The following is a 22,207-nucleotide window of genomic DNA, read 5'->3' on the forward strand; positions in this document are numbered from 1 at the left end:
CTATGGCATGGGTTGGTCGAAATGACGAAGCCTCCGCGTACCACGATCCGCCAGCCCAAGCCCGAGCCGCAGCGCGCGCTGCGTGCCCGCTCGGTCTCCGAGCTGCTGCCCGATGTCGGCCGCGCAAGCTTCCGCAAGTTCGGCTTCGTCCAGCATTCGATCGTCAGCCGCTGGACCGAAATCGTCGGCGAACGCTATGCCCGTGTCTCGGCGCCCGAATCGATCCGCTTCCCCCAGGGCAAGCGCGAGCAGGGCGTGCTGCACCTGATCGTCAGCGGCGCGCACGCCCCGACGATGCAGCATATCGCTCCCGAGATCGTCGAGCGGGTGAACCGCTTCTTCGGCTATGCCGCGGTCGCCAAGCTCGCCATTCGCCACGGCCAGATCAAGGCGCCGGCCAAGGCAGCGGCGCCGCCCAGCCTCAAGCCGCTGTCCGAAGCGATGGGCGAGAGCCTGCGCGGGATCGTCGACCCCGAATTGAAGGCCGTGCTCGAAGCGCTGGCCGCCGGCGTGCTGGCGAGCGACGAGAAACCCAAGATCGGCCGGATCGACTGATGCGTATTTTGTTTGCAATCGCCGGCGCCGCGGCGCTGGCCCTGATCGGCGGCGCCTCGGCGCAACAGGCCGCCAGGCCCGCGCAGAATTGGGAGGCCACCGTCACGGTGACTCCGCAGGGCGGCTATCGCCAGGGCAATCCCGATGCGCCGGTCAAGCTGGTCGAATATGGCTCGCGCGGCTGCCCGACCTGCGGGCGCTTCGCCGCCGAGGGCGTCGATCCGCTGCGCAAGGATTACATCGCCACCGGCAAGGTCAGCTACGAATATCGCGACTTCCTGGTCCACGGCCCGCCCGATCTGGCGATGGCGCTGGTCAACCAGTGCGTGCCCACCAACCGCTTCTTCCCGGTGCTCGATGCGCTCTACGCGCATCAGCGCCAGTTCGAGGACAAGCTCGAGGCGCTGGTCAAGGCGCAGCCTGAGCAGCTCAAGGCCTGGCAGAAGCTGCCGGTGCCGCAGATGGCGACGCGCTTCGCCGAGGGGCTTGGCCTGATCGCGTTCATGAAGACGCAGGGGCTGCCCGAAGCCGCGGCGCGCAAGTGCCTGGCCGATCCCAAGCTGATCGCCCGCATCTCGAAGACCTATGCCGATGGCGCGAAGGTCTATGGGGTCGAGGGCACGCCCACTTTCATCGTCAATGCCCGCAAGGTAAGTGCCAATAGCTGGGAACGGCTGCTGCCCGAGCTCTGGGCAAACGGCGCCTCGGATTAGTCTGGAGAAGATATCGCATGCGTAAATTGTTCGCTCTGGCCCTGGCCCCGCTCCTTGCGCTCGCGGCGTGCGGCGGCGGCAGTGACGGCAACAGCGCGGTCACGTCCGCCACGCCGGTCGCTTCGGTCACCGCGCCGGCCGGCAAGGCCTGGGTCGACACGATCGCCAAGACCAAGGATGGCGGCTATCTCCAGGGCAACCCGGCCGCGCCGATCAAGCTGGTCGAATATGGCTCGCGCAACTGCCCCTATTGCGGGATGTTCGGCCGCACCGCGCCCGAGCCGCTGCGCGCCAAATATATCTCGACCGGCAAGGTCAGCTGGGAATTCCGCGACTTCCTGATCCACGGCGCGCCCGATCTCGCGGCGGCTTTGCTCAACCAGTGCGTGCCCGACGAGAACTTCTTCCCGGTGCTCGACAAGTTCTACGAGAACCAGGACGCGTTCCTGACCCGCACCGAGCAGCTCTACAAGACCAACCAGCCGCTGATCCAGCAGCTCCAGCAGCTGCCGCCGCCCCAGGCCGCGGTCGCCTTTGCCGAGCAGCTCGGCATGATCGATTTCATGAAGCAGATGGGCGTGCCCGAAGCCAAGTCGCGCCAGTGCCTGGCCGACAAGACCAAGATCGACGAGATCGCCAAGGTCAACGCCGATGGCGCGACCGTCTATGGCGTGAACTCGACCCCGAGCTTCTTCATCAACGGCAAGAAGGTGGAAGCCGGCAGCTGGGAGCAGCTCGAGCCGCTGCTCAAGCAGGCCGGCGCGCGCTGATCGGGCGGAGCTAGGAACCCGCCGTGCAGATCAAGCGGCTGCGACTGACGGGCTTCAAGAGCTTCGTCGATCCGGCTGATCTGCGCATCGAGCCGGGGCTGACGGGCATCGTCGGCCCCAATGGCTGCGGCAAATCGAACCTGCTTGAAGCGCTGCGCTGGGTGATGGGCGAGACCAGCGCCAAGTCGATGCGCGGCGCGGGCATGGAAGACGTGATCTTCGCCGGCACCGCGACGCGGCCGGCGCGCGACTTCGCCGAAGTCTCGATTCAGGCCGACCAGGTCGGCGAGGATGACGAGATGGAAGTCGTCCGCCGCATCGAGCGCGGCGCGGGCTCGGCCTATCGGATCAACGGGCGCGACGTGCGCGCCAAGGACGTCGCCTTGCTCTTCGCCGATTCGGCGACGGGCGCGCACTCGCCGGCTCTCGTCAGCCAGGGGCGGATCGGCGCGATCATCCAGGCCAAGCCAGGCGAGCGCCGCGCGATGCTCGAGGAAGCCGCAGGCATCGCCGGGCTGCATGTCCGCCGCAAGGATGCCGAGCAGCGGCTGCGCGCGACCGAAGCGAACCTGACCCGGCTCGACGAAGTTATCGGCGACCAGGAGAATCGCGCGGCGCAATTGAAGCGCCAGGCGCGCCAGGCCGAGCGCTACCGCGAGCTTTCGGACAAGATCCGCGTTGCCGAGGCGCGGATGATCTTCGCGCGCTGGCGCGATGCGGCGGCGGCGGCGGATGCGGCCAAGAAGGAAGCGGTGGCGGCCGAAGTGCTCGTCGCCGCGCGCACCCAGGCGCATGATTCGGCGGTCGCGGTACAGCAGGCCGCGGCGGAGAAGCTCGGCACGCTACGCGCCGAGGCACTGGCGGTGCGCGACAGGGCGACCGAAGCGATGCACGGGCTCGCGACGCTGCGCGCGGACAAGGCGGCGGTCGAGCGGCGGATCACCGAAGTGCAGGAGTCGGTGCGCCGGCTCGAAGAAGATCGTGGCCGCGAAGGCGCGCTGGCGCGCGATGCCGCCGAGGCACTGGCGCGGCTCGACGAGGAAGTGAAGGCGCTCGACACGCGCATCGCCGAGACGAGCGCGCGGATGCCGCATCTCGACGCCGCGCTGGCCGATGCCGAGCGCGCCGCGCGCGATGCCGAAGTCGCGCTGGCGCAGGCGCTGGCGGCGCAGGCGAGCGAAGCGGCCGAGGCCCGCGTTGCCGAGGCGGCGCTGGCTGCCGCCCGCACCCGCGCCGAACGCTCCGAGCGCGACCGGGCGCGGATCGATGCGGAGCTGAAGGCGCTGCCCGACCCCGAGCCGCTGCAGGCCGAGAAGAAGCGCGCGGCCGAGGCGCGTGCCCAGGCGGTCCGCCAAGCCGAGAGCGCCCGCACCGGCATGGCGCGCGCCGATGCCGAAGAGCGCGCGGGTGTCGAGGCGCGCAATCACGCCCAGGCCAAGCGGGCGGGCGCGCATGCCGAACTGGCGCAGCTCGACAGCGAAGCGGCGGCGCTCGCCAAGGCGACGCGGCCTTCGGACAAGGACCGGCTGCTCGACAAGCTCAAGGTCGATGCCGGCTATGAGCGCGCGCTTGCCGCCGCGCTGGGCGACGATCTCGAGGCGGGGCTCGACACCCATGCCGAGCGCTATTGGGCCGGCGCCGAGCCGCAGGCGGGCGATCCGGGCGCGGCGGCGGATACCACGCCGCTCGGCCGCCATGTCCAGGCGCCGGCAGGCCTTGCACGGCGCCTTGCGCAGGTGCTGGTCGCCGAGGAGGACAAGGGCCAAACACTCGCGGTCGGCCAGCGGCTGGTGACGCTCGCGGGCGTGCTGCGGCGCTGGGACGGCTATGTCGCCAAGTCGGGCGGCGCGGCGGCGGCGGAGCGGCTGGTCCGGGTCAACCGGCTGGCGGCGATCGAGAAGGCGCGGCCGGCGGCGGTGCGCGCGGTCGAGAGCGCCGATGCCGAGCTGGGCCGGATCGAAGAGAATATCGCCGAGGCACGGCGGGCTGCGGCGGATTGCCGCCGCGTGCTCGAACATGCCGACAATGCCGGACGCGAGGCGGGCCGCGCCGAGGACCGCGCAACGTCGCAGCTCGAACGGCTCGATTCGCAGCGCGCCGATCTCGATACGCGCATCCGCCGCGTCGCCGCCGAGCAGGATGAGGCCGCGACCGAGCTCAACCGCGCCGAGGCGGCCAAGGCAGCGCTGCCCGACGGCACCGAGACGCGCGCCCGCGTGGCTTCGCTCTCCAGCGATGCCGAGACCAAGCGTGCCACCTCTGCCTCCGCCCGCGCCGAGCGCGGCACGCTGGAGCGCGAGATCGGCGCGGCGCGCGAACGCCATGCCGCGGCGGGTGCGGAGGCGAAGAGCTGGAAGTCGCGCGCCGGCGATGCGGCGCGGCGCGCGAACGAGATGGAAAAGCGCGGCGCTCAATTGGCCGAGGAGAGCGAGGCGCTCGCCGGCAAGCCCGCCCAGCTCGAGGCAAAGCTCGCCGAGGCCGAGGCCGCGACCGAGAAGGCGCGGATCGAAAGCGCCGCCGCCCAAGCCGCCGAGCGCGAGGCCGAAATGGCGGTGCGCGATACCGAAGGCGCGGTGCGCGGCGCCAACGAGATCCTTGCCCAGGCGCGCGAGGCCCGCGCCGGCGCGGTGGCGCGCGCCGAGAACCAGGAATCGCGCCGCATCGAGATGGGCCGCATCTCGGGCGAGCGCTTCGAATGCCCGCCGCCGATCCTGCCGCAAAAGGCAGGGTTCGACGAAGCGACGGTGCGCGCGCCCGAGGAGGAATCGACGGCGCATGAGCGGTTGAATGCCGAACGCGAGCGGATCGGGCCGGTCAACCTCGTGGCCGAGACCGAGCTGGCCGAGCTCGAAGCCGCCTTCACCACCAACGCCGCCGAGCGCGACGAACTGCACCAGGCGGTCAACCAGCTGCGCGGCTCGATCGGCACGCTAAACCGCGAGGGCCGGCAACGGCTGCTCGCAGCGTTCGAAGCGGTCGACCAGCATTTCCGCCGGCTGTTCTCGACATTGTTCAACGGCGGCCAGGCGCATCTCGAGCTGATCGATTCGGACGACCCGCTCGAGGCCGGGCTCGAAATCATGGCGCAGCCGCCGGGCAAGAAGCTCCAGTCGCTCACCCTGCTTTCGGGCGGCGAGCAGGCGCTGACCGCGGTCGCGCTGATCTTCGCGCTGTTCCTGACCAACCCGGCGCCGATCTGCGTGCTCGACGAAGTCGACGCGCCGCTCGACGACGCCAATATCGACCGTTTCTGCGACCTGCTCGAGAAGATGACCGAGGAGACCGCGACGCGCTACCTGATCGTCACGCACAATGCCGCGACGATGAGCCGGATGCACCGGCTGTTCGGCGTGACGATGGTCGAGCGCGGCGTGAGCCGGCTGGTCTCGGTCGATCTCGGCGGGGCCGAGAATTTGCTGGCGGCGGAATAGCCATGCTCCAGGGCGTGGTCGAGATCGTGTTTCAGGTCTGCTTCGAGGGCGTCTATTGGATCCTCGAGAAACGCTATGGTCAGGCGATCGCCTGCCTGGTGCTGTTCAGCGTCGTCGCGCTGATCGTGCTGGGTATCGCGATGCTGGTCTGGGCGAGCCCTTGACCCTGAGCAGCGGAAGGAAAGACATGCGATCGAGTCTTTGGATCGGCCTGGCCGTGGCGGCGCTTATCAGCAGCCCGGCGCTTGCGCAGGATAAGCATCAATCGACTACCCAGGCTGCAGGCGACATCGCCGAGCAGCCGGCCAAGGACGTCGGTGTCGTCAAGACCAGGATCCCGCCGGTGCTCCAGCGTGCCGCCGCCGCGCCCTACAGCCTGGACGGCCTGTCCAAATGTACGGGCATCGCCGCGGCCTTTGACGATCTTAGCGATGCGCTCGGCCCCGACTTCGTCGCAGGGGCGGATCGCAAGAAGAGCCGCAAGGTCAAGGTCAATGGCGATACCGTCGCCGGGCTGATCGTGCCGTTCCGCGGCGTCGTCCGCGAAGTCAGCGGCGCGGCGGCGGCACAGCGCGAGCTGCTTGCGGCGGCGAGCGCAGGCTTTGCGCGCCGCGGGTTCCTGCGCGGCGTCTATCAGTCGCGCAGCTGCAAGCCGGCGCTCTGAGATGGGACGCCAGCAATTCCCCCGCGTCACGCTGTTCGACGCGCCGACGCCGATCCAGCGGCTCGAGCGGATCGAGGCGGCGCTCGGCCTGAAGGGCGCGCGGCTGTTCGTGAAGCGCGACGATCTGATGGGGCTGGGCGGCGGCGGCAACAAGCTGCGCAAGCTCGAATATCTGCTTGGCGCGGCGATCGAGCAGGGCTGCGATACCTTCGTGACCACCGGCGCGCGCCAATCCAATCACGCCCGGCTGAGCGCGGCGGCGGCGGCGCGGATGGGGCTCAAGGCGGAGCTGATGCTCACCGACACGGTGCCGCGCGACGATCCGAGCTACCTCCATAACGGCAACCAGCTGCTCGACGGACTGTTCGGCGCGACGGTGCATCACCTGCCGCGCGGGACCAATGCGCTCACCGCTGCGCACGTCCGCGCAGACGAACTGCGTGCCGAGGGGCGCAAGCCCTATGTCGTCGGCGCGGGCGGCTCCTCGCCGGTCGGCGCGCTCGGCTATGCATCGTGCGCGGCGGAGATCCGCGCGCAGGAGGCCGAGATGGGCCTGCGGTTCGAGACGATCATCGTCGCCAATGGCAGCCACGGCACGCATGCCGGGCTGGTCGCCGGGATGGCCTCGGCAGAGGACGACCCGCGGCGGATATTGTCGTTCACCGTGCTCGCAGAACTGGCCGAGGCCGAGCGCGAAACGCTGGCACTTGCCCATCAGACCCACGCCTTGCTCGGCGGCTGGGAGATCCACCCCGATGCGATCCGGATCGACGGTTCGCAGCGCGGCGAGGCGTATGGCATCCCGACCGAGGCGATGCTCGCGGCGGTGCGGCTGATGGCACGGGCCGAGGGGCTGCTGATCGACCCGGTCTATAGCGGCAAGGCGTTTGCCGGCGTGCTGGCGGGGCTGGCCGAGGGGCGGTTCACCGGCGATGTGCTGTTCGTGATGACCGGGGGAACGCCGGGGCTGTACGCGTACCAGCCGGCGTTTGCTTAGCGCCTAAGCGAGCGCGAAGGGCTGGTGCCCGGCTTCGTGCACGAGAATCTTGCGAAAACCCGCTTCCCCACCGAGCGTCCGGAGCGCGCCCAGTTCGACCGCGCTCAGGCCGCCCTCGCACAGATCCATCGGAACCATCATCGCGCTCGGCCAGCTCAGCCAGCGCGCGTGCCCGGCCATCTCGCGGATCATCGTTTTGAGCAACTCCCCCGCTGCATCGGTATCCGCTACGAGCAACCGGGTCGAAGAGAAAGGCATGCTGGCCCGGCGATCAAGCTGCTGCCCCGTCTTCCCGTCGGAGAGAACCATGCGGTCCCGGTAAATCCGCAGCTCGAAACGCGTCTCCATCCGCCACCCCTATCCGCTCGACAGGATCCGCTCATACAACCGGATATAGTTGTCGGCCATCGCCTCGACCGAGAAGTGCTCCGCCACCCGCGCGCGGCAGGCGGCGCGGTCGATGGTGTGGATCTGGCCGAGCGCAGTGATCGCCTCGCCGGTCGAGCCGACGAGGAGGCCGGTCTCGGGCGTGATCAGCTCGGGCATCGAGCCGCGGTCGATCGCGATCACCGGGGTACCGCAGGCCATCGCCTCGACCACCGACAAGCCGAAGGGTTCGTCGAAGTTGATTAGGTGAAGCAGCGCCTGCGCCTTGCCGAGCGCGCGCAGCCGCGCCTCGCCGCCGACGGGGCCGTGATAGACGATCTGCTCGCTCAGGAACGGCGCGACTTCGCGGTCGAAATAGCCCTGGTCCTGGATGATGCCGTAGAGGTTGAGCCGCCGACCGGTGGCGCGCGCCACTTCGATCGCCTCGGCGGCGCCCTTGTCGGGGTGCATGCGACCGAAGAAGAGCAGGTCCTCGCCGCCATCGGGCTCGAAGGGGAATTCGTCGAGGCGAATGCCGTGATGGATCGTCGCGGCATAGTTGAGCATCGGGCTGCGATCGGCGTCGCTGATCGCGACATAATGCACCCGATCCTCGAACGGCTTGTACATCGGCAGGATCCGCGCCGAGGAGAAGCCGTGGATCGTCGTCACCATCGGCGTGTCGACCAGCCGCGAAAAGGCGTGGGCGGGGAAATCGGCCTGGTTGTGGATCAGGTCGAACCTGTCGGCCTGTTCGAACAGATGCGCGAGATGGGCATATTCCCAGACCTTGGCATCGACCTCGGGCGTTTCCTCATAGCCGCCGGGCACCACGCCATCGAGCTTGCCGCGGGTGAACGAGTCCTTCGTGGCGAACAAAGTCACGTCGATCCCGCGCGCGACCAAGGCCTCGGTGAGCAGGCTCGTCACCAGCTCCCATGGGCCATAGTGCCGCGGCGGCGTGCGCCATGCGATCGGCGCCAGCATCGCGATCTTCATCCGAGAATATAGCCTTCGTTCGGGGAGAGCAGAGCGGGGTCGTGGCCGCCGCGTGCGGACGCGAGCACGGTGAAACTCTCCGCCCATTCGGGGATGGCGAAACCCTGGGGCGTGTCGCCGAGGTTGAGCACGACCAGCAGCCGGTCGTGGTCGAGCCGGCGCTCAAAGGCGAGCAGGTCGCCGCCGGCGTCGATCGGGTGATAGTCGCCGAGCGCCAGCGCAGGGTGCTCGTGGCGCAGGAACAGCAATTTCTGGGTCAGCCGCCATAGCGAGGCGGGGTCGCCGCGCTGCGCTTCGACATTGCGTTCCAGCCAGTCGGGGTGGAGCGGCAGCCAGGGGTCGGCGGGGCTGAAGCCGGCATTGGCGCTCGCATCCCAGGCCATCGGGGTGCGCACCGGATCGCGGCCCATGCCGATGCCGGGCTCGTTCAATTCGCGCGGGTCCTGGACCTGGTGCGCGGGGATCGACACGTCCGCCATGCCGATCTCGTCGCCATAATAGAGCGTCGGCGTGCCGCGCAGCGTGAGCAGGAGCATCATCGCGACGCGCGCCTGTTCCGCCCCAACACGCGTGGCGATGCGCGGGCGGTCGTGGTTGCCGAGCACCCAATTGGGCCAGCCGTCCACGGGGAGCGCGCCTTCATAATCGGCGATCATCTTCGCCAGGCTGCGCGCGTTCCACGCGGCGCCGATCAGCTGGAAATTGAAGGGCAGATGCACGCCCGGCCGCTCCACGGTGCCGTAATAGCCGACCAGCTTGGGCACCGGCAGGTAGATCTCGCCGATCAGGACGCGCGCACCATATTCGTCGGCGATGACACGCATCTCATGGGCGATGTCATGGACTTCGGGCTGGTCGGTCGAGTGGAGCTGGTGGACGCGGGTATAGTCCGCCTGGCCCGGCGCCCATTCGTCATTGGCGGGGTTATCGGGCAGGTCGATATGCTTGACCATGTGCCACAGCACATCGATCCGGAACCCGTCGATCCCGCGCGCGAACCAGAAGCGCAGCACGTCGAGCATCGCCTTGCGCACCGCAGGGTTGCGCCAGTTGAGGTCGGGCTGGTCCTTGAGGAAGGCATGGTAATAATATTGGCCGGTGGCTTCGTCCCATTCCCAGGCCGAGCCGCCGAAATCGCTGATCCAGTTGTTGGGCGGCGAGCCGTCGGGCTTGGGATCGCGCCAGATATACCAGTCGCGCCGGGGATCGTCGCGGGCCGAGCGGCTTTCGAGGAACCAGGGATGCTGGTCCGACGTGTGGTTGGGGACGAGATCGAGCAACAGCTTGATGCCGCGTTCGTGCGCGGCGGCGAGCAGCGCGTCGAAATCCTCGAGCGAGCCGAAGCGCGGGTCGATCCCGCAATAATCGGCGACGTCATAACCGAAGTCCGCCATCGGGCTGGGAAAGATCGGCGAGATCCAGATCGCGTCGATGCCCAGCGCCTTGAGGTCATCGAGGCGGCTTTGGATGCCTTTCAGGTCGCCGACGCCGTCGCCGTTCGAATCCTGGAAGGAGCGCGGATAGATCTGGTAGATGACGGCCGATTTCCACCATTCGGTCAACGGAAACGCTCCTTCGAAATGCGGGTGATCCGGCAGGCGAGATCGGCCTCGCCGCTCGCCGCGATATAATGGTCGCCGGCATCCGCCACGCCGGTGGTGAACACGACGGGGGTGGGTAGATAGAGCTGGTGCGCGATCGGATCGGTGAGCGCGGGGTTGGCCTCGAGCAGCGGCGTCTTGTCCTCGAGCCGCAGGATCTTCGAGGGATCGTCCTTGTCGAGCAGTGCCCAGAAGCTGCGATAGACGCCGACGGCGCCCTGCTTCTCGACGCCGTGATAGATCAGCATCCAGCCCTCGGGCGTGAGCACCGGCTGGCTGCCGCCGCCGATCCGCTGCGTCGAGCTGGTGCCCTTCCGCGCGCGGATGCCGGGGGTGTCGAGCGGCTTCCAGTGGAGGCCGTCGGGCGACTGCGCCATGTTGATCGCGGGGCCGCCCAGCCATGGGCTGTCATCGGGATAGGCGAAATAGCATTCGCCCAGCGGCCGGGTGAGCGCCATGTATTTGCCGCCCGGCTTGCCCTCGAACAGGATCATGTCCTTGTTCTGATGGTCGAGGACCACGCCGAGCAGCTTGTAATCGAGCCCGTTCACAGAATGGTACATCGCGGTGCAGTGGCGCTCGGCGGAGACGCCGCACACGGTCATCCACCAGCTGCCGCCGACCAGGCTGATCCGGGCATCCTCGACGCCGTAATCCAGGAACGAGGCCGAGGGCTGGATCGCCTTGTCGTAATGGATCTTCACGATCCTGCTCGCGTCCTTGCTGAGCTCGACGGGGAGCAGCCAGGAGAGCGAAGTGAGGCCGAGCAGGCGCGGGTTGCGGTCCTTCAATGCGAACTGGCGCGGGTCGTCCATCTCGATGCCGGAGAGATGATGGCGATCGAGGACATAGCCCTTGGGGGTCCAGCGGATCGCGCGGGCATGATCGCCATCGACCGGAGCGCGCAGCGCTTCCGCCACGCGCACCATCAGCAGGAGGTTGCCGCCGGGCAGCCGCGTGAAGCCGGGATTGAAGGCGCCGAGCACGTGCGTCGGCTCGTCCACGCCGTTCCGGAGCGGCGACCGGCTGAGGTCGACATCGTCGGGGCGGAAGATCAGGAAATCGTCGTCCGCCGCCACATCTACCCCCTCAACAGGTCGGAATCTGGCTTTCCCCGCCTTCGCGCTGGTACTTGCCGCCTCGCCAGAAATATCGCTCGGCGAAGGATCGGGTTCCCTCGAATTTCACAGTGAAATCCTGCCCCTTTCGGATCGTCGCGATCTTGCCCCGGATCGACTGGGGCTTGTCCTCGACCGCGCCGCCATCGTCATAGACCGACTGGAAGGAAGCGATCTCGACGGGCCCTTCGGGACGCAGCTCGACGAGGCTGGTGTAGCTGCAGGTATAGCCCTGCCAAGTGCCGCCGCCTTCGACATAGATCACCGGATTGGCGGCGAACTTGTCGGTGATCGACCATTCGGCGAGGTCGCCGAAGCTGCCGCTCTCCGCTGCCTTGGGCCAGGCCTTGCGGACGCGGAAGCCGGTGCCGGCGGGGTCGAGATAGGTCGCGGCGATCGTCCCGGCATCGACATGCGCGGCGTCGGGGACATGGCCGTGGCTGACCAGCACCGGGCCAAAGGCCGTGTCGATGAGCTTGTTGTCGTCGAACACGATCGGGCCCTGCTTCACACCCTCGGGCCAGGCAGCCTTCACTGCCGCATCCAGCCGCGCGGCGGGATCGGGCGCGGGCGTCGCGCTGGGGGTCGGCGTCGGCGCGGGCTTCGGCGCCTCGTTGCCGCCGCACCCCGCCAGCATCAGTGCCGGCAGCAGCAGGGCGGCGGGCGCCTTCATTTCCCGTCCTGCATCTGCGTGTGATGCCGGATCACTTCGTCGATGATGAAGCGCAGGAACTTCTCGGAGAATTCCGGGTCGAGGTCCGCGGTCTTGGCGAGCTCGCGCAGCCGGGCGATCTGGCGGTCCTCACGGCCGGGATCGGCGGGCGGCAGGCCCGACTCGGCCTTGTAGCGCCCCACCGCCTGCGTCACCTTGAAACGCTCGGCGAGCAGGAACACGAGCGCGGCATCGATATTGTCGATGCTCTGGCGGAAGCGGTTGAGCGTTTCGTCGGACATGCGGGCTCTCTTTGCTCGGGGACGTAAGGTCACGCAAGCCTTGCCTTTGCGCGCCGCACCCGCCAGAGGCTTGGGCATGAGCGCTACGATCCATCGCCTCGGCGGCGGCCCCGCCCCTTCGCTCGATCCGATGATGGCGCTGGTCGCCCAGGACATGAACCTCGTCAACGCTGTGATCCTCGATCGCATGCAGTCCGAGATTCCGCTGATCCCGGAGCTGGCCGGACATCTGATCGCTGGCGGCGGCAAGCGGATGCGCCCGATGCTGACCTTGGCGTCGGCGCGGCTGCTCGGCTATTCGGGCGCCCGCCACCATAGGCTCGCCGCCGCGGTGGAGTTCATCCACACCGCGACTTTGCTCCACGACGATGTCGTCGACGGATCGGACCTGCGCCGCGGCCGCCGCACCGCCAACATCATCTGGGGCAATCCGGCAAGCGTGCTGGTCGGCGATTTCCTGTTCTCGCGCTCGTTCGAGCTGATGGTCGAGGACGGCAGCCTCAAGGTGCTCAAGATCCTGAGCAACGCCAGCGCCGTGATCGCCGAGGGCGAAGTCAACCAGCTCACCGCGGTGCGCCGGCTCGACCTCAGCGAGCAGCGCTATCTCGACATCATCGGCGCCAAGACCGCCGCGTTGTTCGCCGCCGCCTGCAAGATCGCCGCAGTGGTTGCCGAGCGTTCGGAAGCCGAGGAAGCCGCGCTCGACGCCTATGGCCGCAACCTCGGCATCGCCTTCCAGCTGGTCGACGACGCGATCGACTATGTCTCGGATGCGAGCACGATGGGCAAGGACGCGGGCGATGATTTCCGCGAGGGCAAGATGACCCTGCCGGTGATCCTGGCCTATGCCCGCGGCGACGAGAGCGCGCGTGCCTTCTGGAAGGCGGCGATCTCGGGTCATCGCACGTCGGACGAGGATTTCGCCGAGGCGATCCGGCTGGTCCAGGCCAGCCGCTCGGTCGATGATACGCTCGCCCGCGCCCGCCATTACGGCCAGCGCGCGATCGACGCACTGGGCGGCTTCGCGGCGGGCGCGGCCAAGGATGCGATGATCGAGGCCGTCGAGTTTGCGGTCGCCCGCGCCTATTAGGCTTTACTCGTCGTCCGACGGCTCATCGTCGTCGTCATCGTCGGCGGTGAGTGCATCTTCCTCGTCCTCGTCGAGCACTTCCTCGATCGCCTCGGTGATCAGGTCGAGCTGCTCGAAGCTGGCGGTAAACTCCAGCGTCTCGCCGTCGTCGTCCTCCAGATGCAGCGTATAGTCGCCATCGCTGTCGGGGGTGATGCTGAACTGTGCCAGGGTTCTCGCCATGTCTTCGCTCCTTAGGCTTCGCTTGCGCCAAACCCGGCTTCGGGGAATTGGTTGCGCGCAATGAGTGACGCCCTGCCGATTCATGCCGTGTTGCCCGATCTGCTCGCTGCGGTGCGCGCCGGGAGCAACGCCGTGCTCGTCGCGCCGCCGGGTGCGGGCAAGACGACGGCATTGGCGCCGGCACTACTCGGCGAGGACTGGTGCACCGGTGAAATATTGCTGCTTTCGCCGCGCAGGCTGGCGGCGCGCGCGGCGGGCGAGCGGATGGCGGCGCTGGCGGGCGAGCAGGTCGGCCAGACCTTTGGCTATGCGACGCGGATGGATTCGAAGCGCTCGGGCGCGACGCGGGTGACGGTCGTCACGGAGGGCATTTTCGTCAATCGCATCCAGGGCGATCCCGAACTGGCCGGCGTCTCGGCGGTGCTGTTCGACGAAGTCCATGAGCGCAGCCTCGACAGCGATTTCGGGCTGGCGCTCGCGCTCGACGCGCAGGCGGCGCTGCGACCGGACCTGCGGATCGTGGCGATGTCGGCGACGCTGGACGGCGCGCGCTTCTCCGACCTGATGGGCGGCGCGCCGGTGATCGAGAGCGAAGGGCGGAGTTGGCCGCTCGAATTGCGCCACCTCGGCCGCGCCGCCGAAGCGCGCATCGAGGACTCGATGGCCGCGGCTTGTCGGCTCGCGCTGCGCGAGGCCGAGGGCGGCGTGCTCGCCTTCCTACCCGGGGTCGCCGAGATCGAGCGCACCGCCGAGCGGATCGGCGAGGTGCCGGGCGCGGTGGTGCACAAGCTGCACGGCTCGCTCGAGCCCGGCGCCCAGCGCGCGGCGATCGCGGCGGATCCGCAGGGGCGGCGCAAGATCGTGCTGGCGACGTCGATCGCCGAAACCTCGCTGACGCTGGACGGCATCCGGGTGGTGGTCGATTCGGGGCTGGCGCGCCGCCCGCGCTATGACCGAGCCGCGGGGATGACCCGGCTGGTTACCGAGCGGGCGAGCCAGGCTTCGGTCACCCAGCGCGCCGGACGTGCCGCGCGACAGGGGCCGGGCGTCGCCTATCGCCTGTGGGAAGAGGCCGCGACCGCCGGCCTGCCGCGCTTCGATCCGCCCGAGATATTGGAAGCCGATCTCTCCGCGTTGCTGCTCGATTGCGCCTTGTGGGGCGTGAGCGATCCGCGCGACCTCAATTGGCTCGATCCGCCGCCCGAGGCTGCGGTATCCGAGGCGCGCAAGCGGCTCGGCTCGCTGGAGGCGCTCGACGAGGACGGCCGCCCGACTGCGCATGGCAAGGCGATTGCCGGCCTGCCGCTGCCGCCGCGGCTCGGCCATATGCTGGTCCGCGCTGCCGAGCGCGGCATGGCGGGGACGGCGGCGCAGATCGCGGTGCTGCTCGGCGAGCGCGGGCTGGGCGGCAATGACGCCGACCTCGAGCTGCGCCTGCGCCGCTGGCGCAGCGAGCGTGGACCGCGCGCCGAGAATGGCCGACGGCTGGCGCAGCGCTGGGCGAGGCTGGTCGGCGATGACGGGATCGGCGACCCCGCCGCCTGCGTCGCGCTCGCCTTTCCGGACCGTATCGCCAAGCGCCGCGACGCTTCGGGCGAGACCTGGGCCTCGGCGGGCGGACGCGGGTTCAAGCTCGATCCCACTTCCCCGCTTGCCCGCGCCGAATGGCTGGCGGTCGCCGAGACGCAGGGCATGGCGTCTGGCGCGCGCATCCTTTCCGCCGCGCCGATCGATCCCGCCGAAGTCGAATCGCTGTTCGCCGACCGGATCAAGACCAAGCGCAGCGTACGCTTCGATCCCGGCACCGGCCGGATCGAGGCGCTGCGCGAACGCCGGCTCGGCGCGATACGCCTTTCGAGCGGCCCCGATTCGGCGGCGAACCCGGCCGAGATCGAGAAGGCATTGCTCGAAGGCGTGCGCGAACATGGCCTGGCGATGCTGCCCTGGTCCGACCCTGCCCAAGCGCTGCGCAACCGCGCGGCGTTTACCGGCAATGATTCGCTCTCCGACGCGCGGCTGCTCGCCGATCTCGACGAATGGCTGCCGGGACTGCTGGCGGGCAAGCGCCGGCTCGACGCGGTCGAGGGGCTGACCAATGCGCTCAACAATTTGCTCGGCTGGGACGGGCAGAAGGCGCTCGACCGGCTGGCCCCTGCCCGCTTCGAGACGCCCGAAGGCTCGACCTATGCGATCGACTATGCCGCCGAGGGCGGTCCGACGGTGGAGGTACGGGTGCAGGCGCTCTATGGGCTCGATCGGCATCCGGTGCTCGGCGACGGCACGCCGCTGGTGCTGAGCCTCACCTCGCCCGCCGGCCGGCCGATCCAGACGACGCGCGACCTGCCGGGCTTCTGGAAGGGAAGCTGGGCCGCGGTCGCCAAGGAGATGCGCGGGCGCTATCCGCGCCATCCCTGGCCCGAGGATCCCGCCGCTGCCTCCGCGACGCTCCGGACGAAAAAGGCAGATGCAAGGGGCGCCGGACCGCGTTAAAGCGACTCACCATGACCAAGACCGCCCGCATCTATCAGAAGCCCAAGAACGCCATGCAGTCGGGCCGCGCGCGCACGACCGTGTGGATCCTCGAATATGAGCCGGTGCGCCAGCAGCAGGCCGATCCGCTGACCGGCTGGGCCGGCGGCGATGCGACCGCGACGCAGCTGCGCATGAGCTTCCCGACACTCGAAGCCGCCACCGGCTATGCCGAGCGCGAAGGCATCGCATTCCATGTGATCGCGGCGCCGGAGCGGAAGTTGAAGCTGCAGGCCTACGCGGACAACTTCCGCTAAGTAGCGAGCCGCGCACCCGCCATCGTCACCCCGGACTTGTTCCGGGGTCCACGGCGCAGCACCTGCTCCGCCAGAAGCTCTTGCTTATGGCCAGCCTCCCGGTGGACCCCGGCACAAGGCCGGGGTGACGGATTTGGCCTAGTTGCCCAGCAGCGCGCCCGACAGCAGCAGCAGGATTTTCACGTCGATTCCCAGCCCTTCGGCGCGCTTCATCGCGACGAACCCGGCGATGTCGGCCCGCGGCACGCGGTGGACGATGATGTCCTCGTCCTCCAGCCCGCCGCCCTTGCCGACTTTGGTCAGCCCCGTGGCACGCACCAGCGTGAAGCTCTCCGTGACCATGCCCGGTGAGGAATAGAATTCGCCCAGGCTCTCGACCGCGGCGCAGTCATAGCCGGTTTCCTCGATCAGCTCGCGCCGCGCCGCGCTGAGTGCAGTGTCGTCGTCATGCTCGTCGCCTACCAGGCCGGCAGGCAGCTCGAGGCAGCGCTTGCCGAGCGGCACGCGGTACTGATCGACGAGCAGGACATGATCGTCCTCGTCGATCGCGACGATCACGGCGGCGCGGATGCCCTTGGCGCGCGAGACATATTCCCATTTGCCGCGCCTTTTGGCCGTGATCCATTTGCCGGACCACGCGATCTCTTCGGGTGCTTCGCTCACAGCTCGATCAGCCGGTCGGGGAGCTCGTTCACATCGTCGTCGCTGCGCGGGAAATGCTCGGCGAGGACGATACCGATCTGGCGGACCGCTTCGGCCATGCCTTCGCCGGCGCGTTTGTCCTTCACGCCCTGGATCAGCGCCGCCATCGCCGCGCCCCATACATCGGCGGTCACCTTCGAGTGGATCGCCTCGTCGGCGATGATCTCGGCACGGTGCTCGGCGAGGCTCAGATAGACGAGCACACCGGTCGAGCCGCGCGTGCGCTTCTCGGCGGCGGTGCGGAACAGCGCCAGCGCGCGGCGATGCACCCGGCGGTTCTTGGTGGCACTCGGCGTGAGGAACAGCCGCAGCGCATCGAGCGCGAGCACGATACGCACGACCAGGAAGGTGACCGCCATCAGCACCAGCGCAATGGTGAGGTACCAGCGCGCGGGCACGACCTGCGCCCAGCTGTCGACGAAGCGGGTGTGGAGCCACTCGGCCGGCCAGGGCTGCCAGGCGAGCAGCGCGAGGACGAGCAGCATCGCCAGCACCGCCCAGTGCAGCGCGACATCATGATAGGGATCCGAGCGCCCCGCGACGACGGTGACGATCTCGCCATTGGTGGTGAGTTCGGCGGCGGTGACGGCGTCGGTGACGGCCTGGCGGTCCTGATCGGTCAAGTGCATGTCACCAGCTCCCCGAAGCGCCGCCGCCCCCGAATGATCCGCCGCCGCCTGAGAAGCCGCCGCCACCACCGCCGCCGCCTCCCCAGCCACTGCCGCCTCCGCCGCCGCCCCAGCTGCTGCCACCGCCCCGGCTGGCCTCACGGCCGATCTCGTTGGCGATCGACCAGAGGATGATCGGCAGCGCGCCGCCATCATGGCTGCGATAGCTCCGGCCCCAGGGCCCGCGCCGGCTGAGGCGGCCGAGCCCGAGCATCGGCAGGATCACGAAGAGAAAGATGATTCCCCAGAAGAGCAGCCCGAATGGAAAACCGCCGCTGCCGTGGCTGCGCTGGCGGGTCTGGGTGACCTTGACCTGGGTCTGCTGCGCGCGCTGCTCGGCGGCTTCGAGGGGAAGCTTCATCTGCGCGCCGATCGCCTGCGCGCCCGCGACGATGCCGCCGGCCATGTCGCCGGCCTTGAATTTGGGGATGATCGTCTCGTTGATGATCTGGCTGGAAAGGCCATCGGTCATGATCGGCTCGAGGCCATAGCCGACTTCGATCCGCACCTTGCGCTCCTTGGGCGCGACGAGAAGGATGATGCCATTCTTGGCGTCCTTCTGCCCGATGCCCCAGGCGCGGCCGAGCTGATAGCCATAGTCCTGGATCTCATAGCCCTGGAGATCGGGGATGGTCGCGATGACGAACTGGCGCGTCGAGGCCTGTTCCACCTGCTCGGAGAGCTGAGTGAGCTCGGCCACCTGGGTGACCGAAAGCAGATGCGCGTCATCGACCACGCGGCCGGTGAGCTTGGGGAAATTGGGTTGCGACTGGGCCTGGGCCGAGAGCGGCACCAAGACGAGCAGGCACGCAAGCAGGCTACGCAACAGGGTCATTGAGTGATCTCGCCTATGATGGCTTCGCTGCCGGCGGTGATGCCGCCGGGCACGTCGCCCGCCTTGAAGCGGGGCAGTATGTCCTTCTCGATGATCGCGCCCGCTTCGGCATCGGTGAGCGACTTTTCGAGGCCGTATCCGACCTGAATCCGGACCTTGCGCTCCGTGGGCGCGACGATCAGGCCGACGCCGTCATTATAGCCTTTGCGGCCGATGCCCCAGCTGTTGAGCAGTGTGCGGCTATAATCCTCGATGACGTGGCCACCGAGGCTCTTCACCGTAACCACCACGAACTGGTGCTTCGACTGCCGCTCGACATCGGCCAGCCGGGTTTCGAGCATCGTCTTGGTCTCGGGCGGCAGCACGCTCGCGCCGTCGACCACGCGCCCGCTGAGCGCCGGGAAATCATACCCGGCGGGCGGGGTCTGCTTGGTCGGCGCCGCGGACGAGCAGGCCGCGAGCGCTCCGCAGAGGAGGAGCGCTCGCAGGATCAGTTGCTGTTCCCGAAGCTGACGTCGGGCATCTTCTCGGCACCGGGTGCTGCCTGGAACGGCGTGATCGGCTTGGAGCCGTAGAAGATCTTGGCGCCGATCGCGTCGGGGAAGGTGCGGATGCGGGTGTTATAGGCCTGCACCGCGATGTTGTAGTCATGCACCGTGACGTTGATGCGATTGTTGCTGCCCTCGATCTGATCCATCAGCGTCTTGAACGCCTGCTGGCTCTGAAGCTGCGGATAAGCCTCGACGCTGGCGATCAGCCGGCCGAGCGAGCCGCTCAGCTGCTGCTGCGCCGCCTGGAAGGCCTGGACCTTGGCGGGATCGGTGAGATCGGTCGCGCTAACCTGTATCGAGGTTGCCTTGGCGCGCGCTTCGACCACGTCGGTCAGGATCTTACCTTCCGACGCGGCGGCACCCTTCACCGTGTTGACCAGTGCCGGAATGGTATCGGCGCGGCGCTGATAGGCGGCCTGCACATCGGCCCAGCGCGCCTTCGCATTTTCTTCCGCGGTGGGCACGCTGTTGAGCCCGCACGCCGAGAGCAACGCCACGGCGGCAAGGGCGATAACGGCACGAAACTTCTTCACTGCATGATCCTCCGGATCTTGTTCGAAGTGTCTTATACAGTGGCAACACCACCGCCTGAAAGCGAAATCGGACAAGGTGGATTTGCGCGGGCGGCGCAGAAGTGCATCATGGCCGCGATGCCGCGCCCAGTCGGCAGCTGGTGGGAGCCCCAGAAATGTTCAAGGAATTCAAGACGTTCATTGCGCGCGGCAATGTGCTCGACCTGGCCGTGGCGGTCATTATCGGCGCGGCGTTCAGCAAGATCGTCGCTTCGCTCACCGACGATCTGATCATGCCGCTGATCGGCAAGGTCTTCGGCGGGCTCGATTTCTCCAGCTACTTCGTCGTGCTGGGGCCGGTCCCCGCGGCGCTGGCCGGATCGACCGACTATGCCGCGCTCAAAAAGGCCGGCGTGCCGCTGTTCGGCTATGGCGCGTTCCTCACCACGGCAGTCAATTTCCTGATCGTCGCCTTCATCATCTTCCTGCTGATCCGCGCGGTGAACCGCGTGATGCCCAAGCCCGAAGAGGCGGTGGCGGCCGAGCCGGCCGACATCACGCTGCTGCGCGAAATCCGCGACGAACTGAAGAAGAAAGCGGCCTAGGCCGCGGCCAAGTCTTCCGCGACGGCATCGGCGAGGCTGGTGCCGTCGAGGATGCGCGCGGTCTCGTCGCGCACCCGCGCCATGGCGTGGCGGATCGCGCAGCTCGCCTCGTCCTTGCAATCGTTGCACGGACGATAGGCAGTGCGGCTGACACAGGGGACCAAAGCCAGCGGCCCCTCGATCACCCGGATGATCTCGCCGAGCGAGATGAGGTGCTTCGGCCGCGCCAGGCGATAGCCGCCGGCCTTGCCGCGGGTCGAGCCGAGAAAGCCCGCCTCGCGCAGGTCGGCCAGGATCAGTTCGAGGAACTTGCGCGGCACGTTCGCTTCGGCCGCGATGCGGTTCATCGGCGTCGGCGCGCCGGCGGCCGGCTGGCCGGCCAGGAAGAGCATCGCACGAAGGGCGTAACGGGAACGCTGGGTCAACATGGGTTAAAATCATCCATGCCAAGTGTTTGCGGCACTGTGAAGGCCTTGGGTGGCATTTCGCAGATTCCGCATAATCGGGCCTAGGTCACCGCACCTGACCTTTTCATTAATCGCCAAAGCCCTATATGGAGATCCGTCGGCTTCGGCCGGCTGCCGGTTTCGGCCGGCTATGGGGATAAACGAAGGCGTGCAATAGGCGCAGCGGACGCGGGGGCAGTACCCGCCGGCTCCACCACCAGCTACCTGCTCAGGCAGTTGATGACGGGGCCGAACTAGGATCGACGTGTGTTGAAAAGCGCCATCTATCTCTCAGCGTGGGCCACTGTGACGGCCTGAAACACAAGTGCCAACGATAACGAAGCACTCGCTATTGCGGCGTAACCCCAAGGCTTAACGGCCTAAGGTTATTCTAAAATGCGCGGTTGGACCGCACCGGGCAACAGAAGCGGAATCCAGCGGTACGGGGGACACCGGGCAACAGAAGTCCCCCACTTACGACGAGGGGCGCAGCCGCCAGGCCGCGCCCCTCGCGTTGTTTCGGGCGTCTGGTTCAGGCCTTGAGCGACGCCATGTCGATGACAAAGCGATACTTCACGTCGCTCTTCACCATCCGGTCGTACGCGCCTTCGATCTCCTGCATGTCGATCATCTCGATATCGGCGACCAGCCCGTGCTGGTGGCAGAAATCGAGCATTTCCTGCGTCTCGGCGATGCCGCCGATCAGCGAGCCGGCGATCGAGCGGCGCTTGAACACCAGGTTGAAGACATTGGGCGACGGATGGGCGTGCTCGGGCACGCCGACCAAGGTGAGCGTGCCGTCGCGCTTGAGCAGGCCGGTCAGCGCGTCGAGGTCGTGGCTGGCGGCAACGGTATCGAGGATGAAGTCGAAGCTGTTGGCATGCGCGGCCATCTCGTCGGCATTGCGCGAGACGATTACTTCATGCGCGCCGAGCTTCTTCGCATCCTCGATCTTGGCGGGCGAGGTGGTGAAGGCGACCACGTGCGCGCCCATCGCCGCGGCAATCTTGATGCCCATGTGACCCAGGCCGCCGATGCCGACGATGCCGACCTTCTTGCCCGGGCCCGCGCCCCAATGCTTGAGCGGCGAGTAAGTGGTGATACCGGCGCAGAGCAACGGCGCGACCGCGGCGAGGTCCTTCTCGTCATGGCCGATCTTGAGCACGAAGCCCTGCTTGACGACGATATGGTCCGAATAGCCGCCAAAGGTGTGACCGCCGAGCACATTGTCCGGGCCGTTATAGGTGCCGACGAAGCCGGTGGTCTCGCAGAACTGCTCCTCGCTCTCCTTGCACGACGGGCAATGGCCGCAGCTGTCGACCATGCAGCCGACGCCGACCAGATCGCCCACTGCGAAGTTGTTCACTTCATCGCCCACCGCGCTGACGCGGCCGACGATCTCGTGGCCCGGCACGCAGGGGAAGATCGTGCCGTCCCACTCGCTGCGCGCAGTGTGCAGGTCCGAATGGCAGACGCCGCAGAACAGGATGTCGATCGAGACGTCGTCGGGCAACAGGTCGCGGCGCTCGAAGCTGAACGGCGCGAGCGGCGTGCTCGCCGACTGGGCGGCATAGGCCTTGGCTTGGCTGGTCATGGGGAGGTCCTTTGTTGGTTCGGGGGAA

The 22,207-nt window shown here is 67.9% G+C and carries 25 protein-coding genes and 1 other RNA gene; 12 read left to right on the forward strand and 14 right to left on the reverse strand.

Features of this window, described 5'->3' with window-relative positions:
* Positions 1-21: 21 nt before the first annotated feature.
* The 7 genes from HZY97_RS11160 to HZY97_RS11190 are packed head-to-tail and all read left to right on the forward strand — an operon-like array spanning position 22 to position 7,130.
* Entirely contained in the window at positions 22-555 is a 534-nt protein-coding gene (locus tag HZY97_RS11160; protein ID WP_180143564.1) for a DUF721 domain-containing protein, read from the forward strand.
* Positions 555-1,268, forward strand: a complete 714-nt coding sequence (locus HZY97_RS11165) for a thioredoxin domain-containing protein (RefSeq protein ID WP_180143566.1) — start codon at positions 555-557, stop codon at positions 1,266-1,268. The genes HZY97_RS11160 and HZY97_RS11165 overlap by 1 nt, the downstream gene beginning before the upstream one ends.
* Before the next feature lie 17 nt (positions 1,269-1,285).
* Positions 1,286-2,038, forward strand: a complete 753-nt coding sequence (locus HZY97_RS11170) for a thioredoxin domain-containing protein (RefSeq protein ID WP_180143568.1) — start codon at positions 1,286-1,288, stop codon at positions 2,036-2,038.
* 23 nt (positions 2,039-2,061) lie between these two features.
* Positions 2,062-5,469: a chromosome segregation protein SMC gene (gene smc / locus HZY97_RS11175; protein ID WP_180143570.1), complete on the forward strand. Its 3,408-nt coding sequence runs from the start codon at positions 2,062-2,064 to the stop codon at positions 5,467-5,469.
* Between the two features lie 2 nt (positions 5,470-5,471).
* The gene (locus HZY97_RS11180; RefSeq protein ID WP_180143572.1) at positions 5,472-5,633 is read left to right on the forward strand and encodes a hypothetical protein; all 162 of its coding nucleotides are present in this window, start codon (positions 5,472-5,474) and stop codon (positions 5,631-5,633) included.
* A 23-nt stretch (positions 5,634-5,656) separates the two neighbouring features.
* The gene (locus tag HZY97_RS11185; RefSeq protein WP_180143574.1) at positions 5,657-6,133 is read left to right on the forward strand and encodes a hypothetical protein; all 477 of its coding nucleotides are present in this window, start codon (positions 5,657-5,659) and stop codon (positions 6,131-6,133) included.
* A gap of 1 nt (position 6,134) precedes the next feature.
* Positions 6,135-7,130 carry a D-cysteine desulfhydrase family protein gene (locus HZY97_RS11190; protein WP_180143576.1) on the forward strand — a complete coding sequence of 332 codons (996 nt, stop codon included), beginning with the start codon at positions 6,135-6,137 and terminating at the stop codon, positions 7,128-7,130.
* A 3-nt stretch (positions 7,131-7,133) separates the two neighbouring features.
* Here the strand turns inward: HZY97_RS11190 and HZY97_RS11195 are convergent, their stop codons facing one another.
* Genes HZY97_RS11195 through HZY97_RS11220 form a run of 6 tightly spaced genes read right to left on the reverse strand, consistent with a single transcriptional unit; the run spans position 7,134 to position 12,168 of the window.
* On the reverse strand, positions 7,134-7,478 hold the full coding sequence (locus HZY97_RS11195; protein WP_180143578.1) for a hypothetical protein: 345 nt from the start codon (positions 7,476-7,478) through the stop codon (positions 7,134-7,136).
* A 9-nt stretch (positions 7,479-7,487) separates the two neighbouring features.
* Complete coding sequence (locus HZY97_RS11200; RefSeq protein ID WP_180143580.1) at positions 7,488-8,495, reverse strand: glycosyltransferase family 4 protein; 1,008 nt, start codon at positions 8,493-8,495, stop codon at positions 7,488-7,490.
* Positions 8,492-10,057 (reverse strand): alpha-amylase family glycosyl hydrolase, encoded by a 1,566-nt coding sequence (locus HZY97_RS11205; protein WP_180143582.1) that lies wholly within the window; start codon positions 10,055-10,057, stop codon positions 8,492-8,494. The genes HZY97_RS11200 and HZY97_RS11205 overlap by 4 nt, the downstream gene beginning before the upstream one ends.
* Positions 10,054-11,175, reverse strand: a complete 1,122-nt coding sequence (locus HZY97_RS11210; RefSeq protein ID WP_180143584.1) for a glycosidase — start codon at positions 11,173-11,175, stop codon at positions 10,054-10,056. Before HZY97_RS11210 ends, HZY97_RS11205 begins: the two co-directional genes overlap by 4 nt.
* A 10-nt stretch (positions 11,176-11,185) precedes the next feature.
* Positions 11,186-11,887: a hypothetical protein gene (locus tag HZY97_RS11215; RefSeq protein WP_180143585.1), complete on the reverse strand. Its 702-nt coding sequence runs from the start codon at positions 11,885-11,887 to the stop codon at positions 11,186-11,188.
* Positions 11,884-12,168 carry a chorismate mutase gene (locus tag HZY97_RS11220; protein ID WP_180143586.1) on the reverse strand — a complete coding sequence of 95 codons (285 nt, stop codon included), beginning with the start codon at positions 12,166-12,168 and terminating at the stop codon, positions 11,884-11,886. Before HZY97_RS11220 ends, HZY97_RS11215 begins: the two co-directional genes overlap by 4 nt.
* 76 nt (positions 12,169-12,244) lie before the next feature.
* On the opposite strand from HZY97_RS11220, the gene HZY97_RS11225 reads away from it, so the two are divergent.
* Positions 12,245-13,258 (forward strand): polyprenyl synthetase family protein, encoded by a 1,014-nt coding sequence (locus tag HZY97_RS11225; RefSeq protein ID WP_180143587.1) that lies wholly within the window; start codon positions 12,245-12,247, stop codon positions 13,256-13,258.
* A 3-nt stretch (positions 13,259-13,261) separates the two neighbouring features.
* Here HZY97_RS11225 and HZY97_RS11230 read toward each other — a convergent pair whose 3' ends face one another.
* A complete protein-coding gene (locus HZY97_RS11230; protein WP_180143588.1) occupies positions 13,262-13,480 on the reverse strand; it encodes a hypothetical protein in 219 nt (72 codons plus the stop codon).
* Between the two features lie 60 nt (positions 13,481-13,540).
* Here HZY97_RS11230 and hrpB point away from each other — a divergent pair, with 60 nt between their 5' ends.
* Together hrpB and HZY97_RS11240 are read left to right on the forward strand one after the other, a co-directional pair.
* Positions 13,541-15,970, forward strand: a complete 2,430-nt coding sequence (gene hrpB, locus HZY97_RS11235) for an ATP-dependent helicase HrpB (protein WP_180143589.1) — start codon at positions 13,541-13,543, stop codon at positions 15,968-15,970.
* Between the two features lie 11 nt (positions 15,971-15,981).
* Positions 15,982-16,266 carry an NADH dehydrogenase ubiquinone Fe-S protein 4 gene (locus HZY97_RS11240; RefSeq protein WP_180143590.1) on the forward strand — a complete coding sequence of 95 codons (285 nt, stop codon included), beginning with the start codon at positions 15,982-15,984 and terminating at the stop codon, positions 16,264-16,266.
* Between the two features lie 138 nt (positions 16,267-16,404).
* Here HZY97_RS11240 and HZY97_RS11245 read toward each other — a convergent pair whose 3' ends face one another.
* From HZY97_RS11245 to HZY97_RS11265, 5 genes are all read right to left on the reverse strand, one after another.
* Positions 16,405-16,929 carry an NUDIX hydrolase gene (locus tag HZY97_RS11245; RefSeq protein ID WP_180143592.1) on the reverse strand — a complete coding sequence of 175 codons (525 nt, stop codon included), beginning with the start codon at positions 16,927-16,929 and terminating at the stop codon, positions 16,405-16,407.
* Positions 16,926-17,597 carry a TPM domain-containing protein gene (locus HZY97_RS11250; protein WP_180143593.1) on the reverse strand — a complete coding sequence of 224 codons (672 nt, stop codon included), beginning with the start codon at positions 17,595-17,597 and terminating at the stop codon, positions 16,926-16,928. The genes HZY97_RS11245 and HZY97_RS11250 overlap by 4 nt, the downstream gene beginning before the upstream one ends.
* Position 17,598: 1 nt before the next feature.
* Positions 17,599-18,471, reverse strand: coding sequence for a YgcG family protein (locus HZY97_RS11255; protein ID WP_180143595.1), 873 nt, complete (start codon positions 18,469-18,471; stop codon positions 17,599-17,601).
* Positions 18,468-18,854: a TPM domain-containing protein gene (locus HZY97_RS11260; protein WP_180143597.1), complete on the reverse strand. Its 387-nt coding sequence runs from the start codon at positions 18,852-18,854 to the stop codon at positions 18,468-18,470. The genes HZY97_RS11255 and HZY97_RS11260 overlap by 4 nt, the downstream gene beginning before the upstream one ends.
* A 107-nt stretch (positions 18,855-18,961) precedes the next feature.
* Positions 18,962-19,555 (reverse strand): LemA family protein, encoded by a 594-nt coding sequence (locus HZY97_RS11265; RefSeq protein ID WP_180143599.1) that lies wholly within the window; start codon positions 19,553-19,555, stop codon positions 18,962-18,964.
* Between the two features lie 155 nt (positions 19,556-19,710).
* Between HZY97_RS11265 and mscL the strand changes: the two genes are divergently transcribed.
* Positions 19,711-20,139, forward strand: a complete 429-nt coding sequence (gene mscL, locus HZY97_RS11270; RefSeq protein ID WP_180143600.1) for a large conductance mechanosensitive channel protein MscL — start codon at positions 19,711-19,713, stop codon at positions 20,137-20,139.
* Here mscL and HZY97_RS11275 read toward each other — a convergent pair.
* The gene (locus tag HZY97_RS11275; protein WP_180143602.1) at positions 20,136-20,567 is read right to left on the reverse strand and encodes an Rrf2 family transcriptional regulator; all 432 of its coding nucleotides are present in this window, start codon (positions 20,565-20,567) and stop codon (positions 20,136-20,138) included. The genes mscL and HZY97_RS11275 overlap by 4 nt on opposite strands.
* 96 nt (positions 20,568-20,663) lie before the next feature.
* Here HZY97_RS11275 and ssrA point away from each other — a divergent pair.
* Positions 20,664-21,060: a transfer-messenger RNA gene (gene ssrA, locus HZY97_RS11280) on the forward strand.
* Positions 21,061-21,117: 57 nt separating this feature from the next.
* Here the strand turns inward: ssrA and HZY97_RS11285 are convergent.
* Positions 21,118-22,179, reverse strand: a complete 1,062-nt coding sequence (locus HZY97_RS11285) for an NAD(P)-dependent alcohol dehydrogenase (protein WP_180143604.1) — start codon at positions 22,177-22,179, stop codon at positions 21,118-21,120.
* Between the last annotated feature and the right edge of the window lie 28 nt (positions 22,180-22,207).

The organism is Sphingomonas sp. R-74633 (assembly GCF_013416555.1).
Classification (GTDB): domain Bacteria; phylum Pseudomonadota; class Alphaproteobacteria; order Sphingomonadales; family Sphingomonadaceae; genus Sphingomonas.